The organism is Sphingobium sp. (assembly GCF_049304695.1).
Classification (GTDB): Bacteria; Pseudomonadota; Alphaproteobacteria; order Sphingomonadales; family Sphingomonadaceae; genus Sphingobium.
In genome coordinates this window covers 101,048-113,746 of sequence record NZ_JBAQOK010000045.1, presented here as the reverse complement: position 1 = coordinate 113,746, position 12,699 = coordinate 101,048, and the positions used below count along the sequence as shown (strand labels likewise).

The 12,699-nt window shown below is 61.6% G+C and carries 12 protein-coding genes; 6 read left to right on the top strand and 6 right to left on the bottom strand.

Features of this window, described 5'->3' with window-relative positions:
* The first annotated feature begins 116 nt into the window (after positions 1-116).
* Genes WA070_RS06770 through WA070_RS06750 form a run of 5 tightly spaced genes read left to right on the top strand, consistent with a single transcriptional unit; the run spans position 117 to position 5,049 of the window.
* On the top strand, positions 117-698 hold the full coding sequence (locus WA070_RS06770) for a hypothetical protein (RefSeq protein ID WP_422633325.1): 582 nt from the start codon (positions 117-119) through the stop codon (positions 696-698).
* Positions 699-746: 48 nt separating this feature from the next.
* Positions 747-2,777 carry a M3 family metallopeptidase gene (locus WA070_RS06765; protein ID WP_422633344.1) on the top strand — a complete coding sequence of 677 codons (2,031 nt, stop codon included), beginning with the start codon at positions 747-749 and terminating at the stop codon, positions 2,775-2,777.
* Positions 2,778-2,825: 48 nt separating this feature from the next.
* Complete coding sequence (locus WA070_RS06760; RefSeq protein ID WP_422633324.1) at positions 2,826-3,569, top strand: methionine ABC transporter ATP-binding protein; 744 nt, start codon at positions 2,826-2,828, stop codon at positions 3,567-3,569.
* Complete coding sequence (locus tag WA070_RS06755) at positions 3,569-4,234, top strand: methionine ABC transporter permease (RefSeq protein ID WP_422633343.1); 666 nt, start codon at positions 3,569-3,571, stop codon at positions 4,232-4,234. Before WA070_RS06760 ends, WA070_RS06755 begins: the two co-directional genes overlap by 1 nt.
* Positions 4,235-4,245: 11 nt before the next feature.
* Positions 4,246-5,049, top strand: a complete 804-nt coding sequence (locus WA070_RS06750) for a MetQ/NlpA family ABC transporter substrate-binding protein (protein ID WP_422633323.1) — start codon at positions 4,246-4,248, stop codon at positions 5,047-5,049.
* Positions 5,050-5,055: 6 nt separating this feature from the next.
* On the opposite strand, the gene gor is transcribed toward WA070_RS06750, so the two are convergent.
* The 6 genes from gor to phhA form a co-directional block, all read right to left on the bottom strand.
* Complete coding sequence (gene gor, locus WA070_RS06745; RefSeq protein WP_422633322.1) at positions 5,056-6,402, bottom strand: glutathione-disulfide reductase; 1,347 nt, start codon at positions 6,400-6,402, stop codon at positions 5,056-5,058.
* An 84-nt stretch (positions 6,403-6,486) separates the two neighbouring features.
* Positions 6,487-6,957: an Lrp/AsnC family transcriptional regulator gene (locus WA070_RS06740; RefSeq protein ID WP_422633342.1), complete on the bottom strand. Its 471-nt coding sequence runs from the start codon at positions 6,955-6,957 to the stop codon at positions 6,487-6,489.
* Positions 6,958-7,035: 78 nt separating this feature from the next.
* Positions 7,036-8,337 carry a fumarylacetoacetase gene (fahA, locus tag WA070_RS06735; RefSeq protein ID WP_422633321.1) on the bottom strand — a complete coding sequence of 434 codons (1,302 nt, stop codon included), beginning with the start codon at positions 8,335-8,337 and terminating at the stop codon, positions 7,036-7,038.
* Positions 8,334-9,629: a homogentisate 1,2-dioxygenase gene (hmgA, locus tag WA070_RS06730; RefSeq protein WP_422633341.1), complete on the bottom strand. Its 1,296-nt coding sequence runs from the start codon at positions 9,627-9,629 to the stop codon at positions 8,334-8,336. The genes fahA and hmgA overlap by 4 nt, the downstream gene beginning before the upstream one ends.
* A gap of 44 nt (positions 9,630-9,673) precedes the next feature.
* Positions 9,674-10,717, bottom strand: coding sequence for a 4-hydroxyphenylpyruvate dioxygenase (gene hppD, locus WA070_RS06725; RefSeq protein WP_422633320.1), 1,044 nt, complete (start codon positions 10,715-10,717; stop codon positions 9,674-9,676).
* Positions 10,718-10,737: 20 nt separating this feature from the next.
* Positions 10,738-11,607: a phenylalanine 4-monooxygenase gene (phhA, locus tag WA070_RS06720; RefSeq protein WP_422633319.1), complete on the bottom strand. Its 870-nt coding sequence runs from the start codon at positions 11,605-11,607 to the stop codon at positions 10,738-10,740.
* A gap of 280 nt (positions 11,608-11,887) precedes the next feature.
* Here phhA and WA070_RS06715 point away from each other — a divergent pair, with 280 nt between their 5' ends.
* Positions 11,888-12,676, top strand: coding sequence for a MucR family transcriptional regulator (locus WA070_RS06715; RefSeq protein ID WP_422633318.1), 789 nt, complete (start codon positions 11,888-11,890; stop codon positions 12,674-12,676).
* The last annotated feature ends 23 nt before the right edge of the window (positions 12,677-12,699 follow it).

Genomic DNA, 12,699 nt, shown 5'->3' with positions numbered 1-12,699 from the left:
TGGTAAAGGCTCCCTTGTGACACTTTACCAGCGGGCAAAGTGTCACGGGCGACAAAATGCATGAGTGGTTAAAAAAGCGGATTCCCTTCCGAGTCGCACTGTGCTTGATTCACGATATGTTTCACGCCCCCCTCTCTCCGCGCATTCCCCAAGGCAGCGACCTGTCGCAATTGCTCGATCAGCTATCGCACTGCTGTTCTCGCCCGCGCTATGCCTTCATGCTGCTGACGCTGATCGCCGATGTCGCCAAGCCTGACGGCAGCGCGGGGCCGATGGTGCGGGTGGGACAAGCGCTCGTTCCTCTGCGCGATTGGCTGTGCGATGCGTTGACGCCCATGGGACATCGCGATCCCCGGCGCATGGCGCTGGTGGAGAGAGTGCGGGAGGAATTGCGCAACGACGGTCGGTTGACGGACGAGATGGCGGCGGACGATGCGCTGGTCCAGGCAGAAGTGCGCGACCAGGTGCGCGCTTCGGGTAAGACGAACTTGAGCCGGGCGGCATCCGAGCTGGTGAAGGCGGGGCTGTTGAAGCGGCATTATCAGGGATATCGGGTCGATCACCTTAATCGCGGGGCGCAGCGGCAAGCGGTCTATACGCTGACCGGGCGAGCGCGGGCGCTGGTGAACGCGCCCGCCCCCACCGCGCGGGACGGCAGGAGCGTCCGACCGCGACAAGGTGATCTTTTTGCCAGCTAATCATCCGCTTGTGCAACGTGCATGGCCTGTGCGAAGTTATGAAGCATGATGACAGACATAATATCCAATCCCCTGCTTGACGCTCAGTTGCACCCACGTTTCGGTACGATCGAACCGGCGCATATCCTGCCAGCCGTGGAGAGCGCGATCGCCGATCATCGTGCCGCAATGCGCCGATGCGCCGATGAACAGGGTTTCGCTGCCGTATTTCTGGCCAAGGAAAGCGCCGATGCTGCGCTCAGTCGTGTATGGGCGACGGTCAATCACCTTGTCGGTGTGGCCAATACGCCAGAGCTGCGCGCTGCCCATGCGGAGGCGCAGCCGTTGATCGATGCCTATTTCGCCGAAGTGGGTCAGGACCGCGCGCTCTATGATGCGCTTTTTGCGCTGCCCACCGACGATCTGGGCGAAGCGGAATCCCGTGCGTTGTCGCTGACGCTGCAAGGCTTCATCCTGTCGGGCGTGGCGCTGGATGGCGATGAGCGGGAGGCGTTTGCGGCCAACAGCGTGGAGCAGGGGCGCATCGCGACCGAATTTGCCAATGCGGTCATGGACGCGACCGAGGCGTGGACGTTGCTGATCGAGGATCCGGCGCGGTTGGATGGCGTGCCGGAAAGCGACCGCGACGCGATGGCGCGGGCGGCGCAGGCGCAGGGCAAGACGGGCTGGCTGGTCGATTTGCATGCGCCATCGGTGCGGGCGATTACCGGCTTCGCGCAGGACCGCGATCTGCGACATGCAGTCTATGAAGCCTATGGTACGCGCGCGTCCGATCAGGGACCGGATGCGGGGCGGTTCGACAATAGCGACCGGATCGCGCGGCTGCTGGCGTTGCGGCAGCAATCGGCGGCGTTGCTGGGCTATGCCGATAGCGTCGCCCTTTCGCTGTCGACCAAGATGGCGCGTGATGGCGATGAGGTGGACGCGTTTCTTGTCGATCTGGCTGAACGCGCACGGCCGCGCGCGCAGCAGGAATTGGCGGAGATTGCGGACTTTGCCCGCGATTTTCTGGGCATCGACGAGCTACAGCCGTGGGATATCGCGTTTGCGACGGAACGGATGCGGCGGGAAGTCCATGCGCTGGACGAGGCAGTGATTCGCGCGCATCTGCCGCTTTCCAGGGTTCTGAATGGCCTTTTCGCGTTGGTTGGCGAGCTTTATGGCCTGGAGGTGCGGACCTCTGACGCGCCGGTGTGGCATGATGATGTGCGCTATTTCACGCTGCACCAGCAGGGCGAGGACGAGCCAGTCGCTGCGCTTTATTGCGATGTGTTCGCGCGGTCGGGCAAGCGCGGCGGGGCGTGGATGGACGTGTGTCGTCCGCGTTTGCGCGAAGCCGATTTCAGCCAGTTGCCGATCGCCTATCTGGTCTGCAATTTCGCCAGTGGCAGTCCCGATCGCCCCGCGCATGTCACGCATAATGAGATGGTGACGCTCTTCCACGAAATGGGTCATTGCCTGCACCATCTGCTGACGCAGGTGGACTTACCCTCGGTCGGTGGCATCGCCGGGGTGGAATGGGACGCGGTGGAATTGCCCAGCCAGTTCATGGAGAATTTCGCCTGGGAGCCGAACATGCTGCGCCGGGTGTCCGCGCATGAGAACACGGGCGCGCCGCTGGATGACGCGATGATCGGGCGTATGCTGGCGGCACGGCGTTTCATGGGCGCGTTGGGCCTGTTGCGGCAGGTGGAATTTGCGCTGTTCGACCTGCGCCTGCATCGCGCGGCGGCGCAAGTGGACGGGCCATCGGTCGGAGAGGTGCTGAACGGCGTGCGGCAGGAGGTCGCCATGATCCAGCCGCCGCACTGGCATCGCTTCGCCCATGGGTTCAGCCATATTTTCGCAGGCGGCTATGCGGCGGGCTATTACAGCTATTTGTGGGCGGAGCGGCTGTCGGCCGACGCGTTTGAAGCCTTTGCCGACGCGAAAGCGGATCGGGCCGTGTTGGGCGGCCAGTTTCGCGACCATGTGCTGGCGCGGGGTGGATCGCGTCCGGCGCTGGACAATTTCGTGGCGTTTCGCGGGCGGGAGCCGGACTCGGCAGCACTGCTGCGCGCATTGGGACTGGCGGCCTGATCTGGCGCGCCCTTTTGCGCCCCTTGATCACGGCCCGCATACCGCCCTATGGGCGACAGCCTTATGATCCGGTTCGATAGTCTTTCCAAACGCTTTCCTGACGGCACTGCCGCGCTGACGGATGTGGATTTTGCGATTCCCGCCGGGGCGATCTATGGCATTATCGGGCGGTCGGGCGCGGGCAAGTCAACGCTGTTGCGGCTGATTAACGGGCTGGAACGGCCCAGTGCCGGCGATGTTGTCGTCAATGGCGCGCCGCTGTCGACGATGGATCAGCCATCGCTGCGCGCGTTGCGCAGGCGGGTCGGCATGATCTTTCAGTCGTTCGGCCTGCTCGCCAACCGGACCATTGCAGGGAATGTCGCTTTGCCACTGGAGTTGGCGGGCGTTGCGCGGGCCGAACGGGATGCGCGCGTCGCCGCCCTGCTCGACCGGGTTGGCATTGCGGACAAGGCCGACGTCTATCCATCGCGCCTGTCCGGCGGGCAGCGGCAGCGGGTGGGTATTGCGCGCGCGCTGGCGACGCACCCGGATATCTTACTGTGCGACGAAGCGACCAGCGCGCTCGACCCGGAAACGACGCGATCGGTGCTGGACCTGCTGCGTGATTTGAATCGTGAGATGGGGCTGACCATCGTATTAATTACGCATGAGATGGAGGTCGTGCGCGCCGTGTGCGATTGCGTCGCGGTGCTGGATCAGGGGCGTCTGGTGGAGGCCGGGCCGGTCGAGGCTATCCTGTCGGGGTCGCGTGAACAGGCGACGCGCGCGCTGCTGGGGGACGCGCGATGATGGACGGATTTTTTGCCAACATCGTCTGGTCCGACATCGGTCAGGCGACGATGGATACGCTGACCATGCTGGTCGGGTCGCTGGTGCTGACGATCCTGTTGGGCGTTCCGCTCGGCGTGCTGCTGTTCTTGACGGATCGCGGGCAGATGGACCAGAATATTGCGGTCAATCGTTTGCTGGGCGTAGTGGTCAATATCCTGCGTTCCATTCCCTTCGTCATCCTGCTGATCGTCATGATCCCGCTGACGCTGATGATCGTCGGCACATCGCTGGGCGTTGCAGGTGCAATCCCGCCGCTGGTGGCGGGCGCGGCGCCCTTTTATGCGCGGCTGGTGGAAAATGCGTTGCGCGATATTCCGCGCGCCACGATCGAGGCAGCGCAGGCGATGGGGGCGAGCCGGATGCAGATTATCGGCAAGGTGCTGCTGCCCGAAGCACTGCCCGGCCTGATTTCCGGCGGCACGGTGACGGCAATCGCGCTGGTGTCTTTTACCGCGATGGCGGGCGTCGTCGGGGCTGGCGGTTTGGGCGATCTGGCGATCCGCTATGGCTATCAACGCTTTCAGGCGGACGTGATGCTGGTGACGGTCGTGCTGCTTGTCCTGCTGGTGCAATTCATCCAATGGTCCGGCGACTGGCTGACGCGCCGGGTCGATCATCGTTAAGGATTTCCGCCATGCTGCGCCGCTCGTTTTTCTATATCATGCCTGCGCTGATCCTGGCGGGTTGCGGTGGCACGGGCCAGAATGCAGCGTCCGATCCGGCGGTGCTGACGGTGGCTGCGACGGCTGTTCCCCATGCGGAAATATTGGAGCATGTCCGCCCGGTGCTCGCGAAGAAAGGCGTGAAGCTCGATATCCGGGTGTTCAACGACTATGTGCAGCCCAATCTTCAGGTCGAACAGGGCGCGATCAAGGTCAGTTATTTCGAGACCGGCCCTTATCTGGACGAATTTAACAGGGCGAACAATACGACGCTCAAAGCCATAGCGGGCATCCATATCGAGCCGCTGGGCGCCTATTCGCGCAAGTGGAAGAGCCTGGACCAGTTGCCGATCGGCGCGACCGTCGCCATTCCCAATGAACCGAGCAATGGCGGGCGTGCGCTGCGTCTGCTTCAAAAGGCGGGGTTGGTGCGGTTGAAGCAGCCGGACAATCCGCTGTCCACCATCCACGACGTTGTCGCCAACCCCAGGAAGCTGGTGTTCCGCGAACTGGAGTCGGCCACCCTGCCCCGCACGCTGGGCGAGGTCGATCTGGCGCTTATCAACACCAATTATGCGCTGGACGCCAAACTCAATCCGACGCGCGATGCATTGGCGATCGAGGACAGCAAATCGCCCTATGTCAATTTCGTCGTGGGCAAGCCCGGCGCCGAGGCCGATCCCCGCGTCCAGAAACTCGTCGCTGCCCTGCGCAGCGACGATGTGAAACGTTTCATGGCGGAGCGGTACAAGGGCGCGGTTTTACCCGCGTCCTGATCGCGCTTATTTGAGCAGCACCAGCTCCTCCGCCATGCTGGGATGCAGGGCGACGGTGTCGTCGAACGCCTGTTTGGTCAGGCCAGCCTTGACCGCGACTGCCGCTGCCTGAAGAATTTCGGGGGCGTCAGGGCCGATCATGTGCAGGCCGACGACGCGGTTGGTGGTGGCGTCCACGATCATCTTGTAGAGCGCGCGTTCTTCACGTCCGGCCAGAACATTCTTCATCGGGCGGAAGTCGGACATATAGACCTTCACCGTGCCCAGCTTGTTCTTCGCCTCCGCCTCGGTCATGCCGACGCCAGCGAGCGGGGGATGGCTGAACACGGCTGATGGCACACAGTTGTAATCGACGGTTCGCGGATCATTGCCGAACACGGTGTCGGCAAAGGCATGGCCTTCGCGAATGGCGACGGGGGTCAGTTGCAGCCGGTCAGTCACGTCGCCTACGGCATAGATGCTATCGCAACTGGTGCGGCTATAGTCATCGACCTTGATCGCGCCCTTGTCGGTCAGTTCGACCCCGGCGGACTCCAGACCTAGCCCGTCTACATGCGGCTTGCGCCCGGTCGCGAACATGACGACGTCACAATCGATCGGATCGCCATCCTGGAAGCGGACATGCAAAGAGCCGTCCTCCCGCTTTTCGATAGCCTCCATCTGCGCGTTGAAGCGGAAATTGATGCCCTTCATCGTGGAAATCTGAAGCAGGCGATCGCGGATGCTTTCGTCATAGCCGCGCAGCAGGGTGGAGGATCGGTTGACGATCGTCACACGGCTGCCAAGCTGATGGAATATCCCGGCAAATTCATTGGCGATATAGCCACCGCCGACGATCATGATGCGCTGCGGACATTCGTCCAGATGAAAGATTTCGTTGGAGGTGAGACCATGTTCGGCGCCCTCGACTTCCGGCGTGATCGGCCAGGCACCAGTTGCGATGAGGATATATTTGGCGGTGATGTCGCGCCCGCTCGCCAGTTTCACACCATGCGGGCCAGTGATGGTCGCCCGTTCGCGAATGACTTCGACTTTATTGTTGTCGAGCGTGTTGCCGTATAATCCTTCGAGCCGATCCACCTCCGCCAGCACATTGTCGCGCAGCACCTGCCATTCGAAACCACAGTCGGGGACATTCCAGCCGAAGCGGCGCGCGTCTTTCAGATCTTCGGCGAAATGCGCGCCATAGATCAGCAGCTTCTTTGGCACGCAGCCGCGAATGACGCAGGTGCCGCCGACGCGAAATTCCTCCGCCACAGCGACCTTTGCGCCATGGCCGGCGGCAACGCGCGATGCACGCACGCCGCCTGACCCCGCACCAATGACGAACAGGTCGAAATCATAGTCGCTCATGGCTGCCTCCGCTGCGCCGTTGATCGGATCGCGCCCGCATATGGCGCGTCGGGCCAAGAGTTACAAACGGCTTTTGGGGTAAGGTCAGACCGGCAGCGCAGTGGTATATTTGGTCATCGACAGCGCGAAATGCGACGCCGCGCCCGCGACTGTCGCTTGAGCGAGCAATGTGTGCATCAGGAAGAGATTATAGTCGGCCACGTCGCTGACCACGATCCGCAGCAGATAATCCCATTCCCCCGACATGGAAAAGCACTCCACGATTTCCGGGCGACTATCGACAAAATCCTCGAACGCCTTGCGCGCGTCAGGTGCGTGGCTGCGCATGCGGATGTTGCATAGGACGTTGACGCCCCGGTCGATTTTCTGAGGGTCGAGCAGGCGCACCGATCCGGCGAGGATGCCCGCAGCTTCCAGCGCCTTGACCCGTCGCCAGCATGACGCGCTGGATGCGCCGACCTGCCCGGCCAGGTCATTGTGGCTGATGGAGCCATCCTCTTGCAAAATTGAAAGGATTTTCCGGTCTATCTCGTCAATATGCTGTGGCGGCTTCATCATATGTCCAGATCATGAGGTCTGGTGTCATTCTGGCATAGCCGCCACGTTGCGGGAAATGTTTTTGGCCTTGCGCGGTCAGTGGGCGGGCATCACCATGGCCCTGCATTCGCCAAGGCCGATCGCGACGAAGCCATCCGCATGCGCCCGCGCCCGCAGGATGATTTCGTCGCCATCCTCTACAAAGGACCGGGTTTCACCATTGGGTAGTGTGATCGGCTCCCTGCCCCCAACCGACAATTCCATCAGGCTGCCGAAACCATCGCGGGTCGGTGCGGAAATGGTGCCCGTGCCGAGCAGGTCGCCGGGATTGAGATTGCACCCGTTGGACGCGTGATGGGCAACGATCTGCTGCACGGTCCAATACATGCTGGTGGCCGGGCCATGGCTGAGGCGGATGGCGGCAAGTCCCTCCTCTCGCATGCGGGCGGTCAGCAAGTGGGCCTCCAGCGTCAGGGCCAGCGCGCCATGATTTTGATCGGCGGTGTCGAGCAGATGCGGCAGAGGCGCCGGGTCGCCTTCCGGGCGAGCGGGCTGAGCGATGCGGAAGGGAGCCATGGCTTCGGCGGTGACGATCCAGGGAGAGATGGTGGAGTGGAAATTCTTGGCGAGGAACGGGCCGAGCGGCTGATATTCCCAAGCCTGAAAATCGCGCGCGGACCAGTCGTTGAGCAGGCAGAAACCAGCGATATGATCGCCAGCTTCCCTGATCGGAATAGGCGCACCCAGCGCATTGCCTGCACCGATCCACACGCCCAGTTCCAGTTCATAGTCGAGCCGGGCAGTCGGGCCGAAGCTGGGCGTGTCCCGATCGGGCGTCCTGGATTGGCCGGAAGGACGGCGCAGCGGCACCCCCGACGCACAGATGGAGGAGGCGCGTCCGTGATAGCCGATCGGCACATATTTATAGTTGGGAAGCAGCGGATTGTCGGGCCGGAACTGTTTGCCCACATTGTTGGCATGGTGGATGCCGACGTAGAAGTCGGTATAGTCGCCGATCCGGGCTGGGACATGCAGCGTGCAGTCTGATGCCCGATGCAGCAGCGGCGACACCAGATCGCGGTAGGCCGGATCGCTGAGCAGCGCGCTGATGCGCCGTCGCAGCGCGCGTCGGTGGCCGCTGGCAAGGCCCAGCAAGCTATTGACGCTATCCGACTGGCACGGACGGTGGATATCTGCCTCCAGCAGCCCCGCTGCGACGCAGGCGCGCAGGTCCAGGATCATCGCGCCAATGGCGATGCCGATCCGTGCTTCCTGCCCGGCAGGCGCAAACAGGCCCAGCGGCAGGTTCTGGATGGGGAAATCGGGATGGGTATCAGTGCCTTCGACCCAACTGGTGCGGGCGGGATCATGGGTCTCGTCGGTGGTCCACCAGCTCATCGGTTTTCGTTTCCTACGGTAGAAAGATCGGCCTTTTCAAAGCCTTTCCAGCAATCGTCATAATCGGATTGCAACAGTGGAGTGGTCATCCCCCAGCCGGTCGGCGCGATCGGGTAACGGCTTTCGATCATGAAGGCCATGCTATCTTCTATTCGCTGAGGCGTTAGCGCGGTGGCGCTCGCTTTCGCATGGCTTTGGACATCGGGTCCATGCGCCGACATGCAATTGTGCAGGCTCCCGCCACCCGGCGCAAAGCCGCCTGCCTTCGCATCGTAACTACCATCGATAAGGCCCATATATTCACTCATGATATTGCGGTGAAACCAGGGTGGCCTGAACGTGTCTTCGGCCACCATCCAGCGCGGTGGAAAGATGACGAAATCCATGTTGGCGGTGCCCTCAATGTCGCTGGTGCTGGTCAGGACGGTGAAGATCGATGGATCGGGGTGATCGAAACTGACCGTACCCATCACATTGAAGCGCCTCAAATCATAACGATAGGGGGCGATATTGCCATGCCATGCCACAACGTCGAACGGGCTGTGCGGCAATGTGGTGGACCAGAGTTGTCCATGGAATTTGTGGATGACTTCGCAAGGGCGATCGACATCCTCATAGGCCGCGACGGGACATTCGAAATCGCGCGCCTGAGCCAGCCCGTTGGCCCCGATCGGACCCAGTTCGGGCAGACGCAGCAACTGGCCGTAATTTTCACAGACATAGCCATGCGCCACATCGTCCAGCAGTTCGACCCGGAAGCGGATACCGCGAGGGATGAGGGCGATCTGCAGGGGAGCGATGGTCAGCACGCCCATTTCCGTCACGATCCGCAAGCGACCCGCGCGGGGGACGATCAGCCATTCGCCATCGGCGGAAAAGAAGGCGCGATCTACCATCGATGCGTTGGCGGCGTAGAGATGGATGCCGCATCCCCATCCCGCCCCGACATCGCCATTTCCGGCATATGTCACCAGACCGTCGATGAAATCGGTGGGCGTTACGGGATCGGGAAGCGGATTCCAGCGCAGCCGGTTGGGCGACGGGGGATGTTCGGTAAATGGCCCGGACCGCAGCAGGCTATGGCGCGCATGGGGCGTGAAGGGTGCGTGGCTGGCCGTGGGGCGCATCCGGTAGAACCAGCTGCGACGGTTCTCCGCACGCGGCGCGGTGAAGGCGGTGGCGGAAAATTGTTCGGCATAGAGGCCATAAGCCGGGCGCTGCGGCGAATTGCGCCCGACCGGCAAGGCGCCCGGCACCGCCTCCGTTTCGTGATGGTTGCCGAAACCTGTCATGACCGGCTCAACCGCTGCGCTCGCCATGGTCTCCACGCCTTGCCTTACGCCTCTACGCTAACGACGCCGCGCCGGATCTGGTCCAGTTCGATACTTTCGAACAAGGCCTGAAAATTGCCGTTGCCAAAGCCTTCATTGCCTTTGCGCTGAATGATTTCAAAGAAGATCGGACCGAACATATTTTCGGTAAAGATCTGGAGCAGAATCCCCTCATCCGTTTCCACGCTGCCGTCTATCAGGATGCGGTTTTTCTTCAGCCGCTCCATATCCTCGCCATGGCCCGGCACGCGCTGGTCCACCAGTTCATAATAGGTTTCGATCGTGTCCTGCAACTGCACGCCGCGCGCGCGCAGGCGTTCGACCGTATCGTAAATGTTGTTGGTGGTAAGCGCGAGATGCTGGATCCCCTCACCATTATATTGGCGGATGAACTCTTCGATCTGGCTCTTGTCGTCCTGGCTTTCGTTGAGCGGGATACGGATCGCGCGATCAGGCGCGATCATGGCCTGACTGAACAGGGCAGTCGCCTGCCCCTTGATGTCGAAGAATTTCTGTTCCTCGAACCCGAACAGGGTGCGGTAAAACTCGCTCCAAACCCGCATGTGGCCGCGCCGTACATTATGGGTCAGATGATCCAACAGGTCGAGGCCGACATTGTTGCGCGCTTCCGCTTCCTGCCAGCCGGGAAATTCGGCCCAGTCGGCATAGGGGTCCACGCCGTCATGTATGAAATAGAGATAGGAGCCGCCGATCCCCTGAATGACGGTATCATCCTCTTCCGTGGGCCTGGCGCCATTGTCCTGCGCCCATGCCATCGCCGCATGCGGATCGGCGACGCGGAAAGCCATCGCGCTGGCGGACGGGCCATGTTCGCCACGGAATGCGGCGACCCGGCCCGCATCGTCGCGGTTAAGCATCAGGTTGATGCGGCCCTGCTTATAGCGTGTGATATTCTTGGACGGATGGCGGTGGGTGGGCACGAAGCCCAGTTGCTGAAACTGCGCGGCCATTGCTTCGGGGTCGGGCGAGGTAAATTCCACGAACTCGAAGCCATTGAGGCCCAGGGGATTGTCATGCGCATTGGTCATCGGGCGATCCTCTCTGTGGATTATGTAATGCTGGTTGCGGTTCGGCGGGAATGGGCCTGCGTGCCGAGATGATGCACATGGTCGTCAGGCAGCACGACGTCGGGCGCGATGTCGCTTTGCCCTTCCAGAGCGCGATATAGTGGCGCGAAGTCGGTATCGAGCGTCTGCTTCAGCAGATCCTCGAAACTGTCGACGATGAAATAGCTCTGCTGGAAGTCGTCGATCCGATATTGCGTGCGCATCAGCCGCTGAAGATTGAAGTCGATGCGATGGGGCGAGGGATCGTCCAGTGCAAAGCACGATTCCGCATGGGAGGAGACGATCCCCGCGCCGTACAGCCGCAATGCGCCATCGCGACGGATCAGGCCGAATTCGACCGTATACCAGTAAAGGCGCGCCAGCCGATCAATCGCGCCCAGTCCCTGTGCCCGCAAACCGCCTTCACCATAGGCCTGCATATAATCAGCAAAGACCGGGTTCGCGAGCAACGGGACGTGGCCAAAGACGTCGTGGAAGACATCGGGTTCTTCCAGATAATCGATCTGGTCGGGCGTGCGAATGAAGCGCCCAGCGACGAAGCGGCGATTGGCGAGATGTTCGAAAAACACTTTATCGGGGACCAGTCCCGGCACGGCGACGACCTGCCACCCCGTCCGCTTCATCAGTCGTTCCGACAATTCGCCGAAGTCCGGGATGCCGGGGCGGGCGATGCGCAGGACGTCGAGGCCGTCGATAAATTCTGGCACAACCCGGTCCGGCAACATGCTGGCCTGTCGCGCGAACAGCCTGTCCCACATGGAGTGGTCCTGCGGCGAATAAGAAGCCCAGTCCTGTCCTATGGTCCAGTCATTTGCAATGCCTTCCGGCGGTGCTGGCTGTGCATGTGTCATTTGCAGACTATGCCATATCCCAGATGAAAAGAAGTTTCTTTATCGGTTTTTTCGCCAGCTGTTCTGAAACGATTTCACCACAAAAGCGGCATCAGTGATATGAATATATCAGTTCGATGCAGCGCGCCTGATTTCGACACTGATCTGGCCAGCACATTTGCAACGGCACGGAAGGATAAGATGTATAAGCCCTTTTGCACCAGTCACCTTTGACAAAATGCAGGATGATTGTCACAACAGTCGCCGAAAGGTCGGCAATGTTATCGACCAACATATAATCATGACAGGATATAATATGGCCGACAGCGCACAGCCGGATATCACGATTTTGACCGTTCAGTTGCTGAGCGCCTATGTCACTAACAATCTGGTTCCCAGCAATGAACTTGCCGCGCTGATCCAGACAACACGCGCCGCACTTGTGGCCGACACTCCGGAAGCCGCGCCCGAAGTCCCCGCGCATGTGCCGGCCGTCAGCATTCGCAAAAGCACAGCGTCGCGCGACCATATCATCAGCCTGATTGATGGCCGCCCCTACAAGACGCTCAAGCGTCATCTGGCGACGCATGGCCTGACGCCCGACACCTATCGCGCGCGTTACGGATTGCCCAAATCCTATCCGATGGTCGCGGCGGACTATTCCGAACAGCGGCGGGCTGTGGCGCAAAAGCTGGGCCTGGGCCAGCGTGGCACGGCGGCGCGGATGAGCGGGGCCAATGCAGCAGCCGTGACCAGTGCCGACACGGCACCGCCGCAGCCTGCCGACGAAGCAAAGCCCGTTGCGCGCAAGGGTCGTGCGAAGGCCGACGGCAAAGCGCAGCCAGCCGTTGCGACCGAAGTCAGCGCTCCTGCAGTCGCCGCGCCTGCAGCAGCAGTGGAGAAGCCCGCGCGCCGTGCCAAGGCGGCCGCCAAGAGCGCGGCGGACCAAAGCCCCAAAGCCCCTAAAAAGGCGAAGGCCGTTACCGCCCCTGCGCAGGATAGTGCGGCGCCGGCAGACAAAGCGGCGCCCAAGTCTTCGCGTAGCCGGTTGAGCATCCGGGCTGGCAAGAAGGTTGCCGAGCCGTCCTGATATAAGAAGCGCGCCGGGCCTAT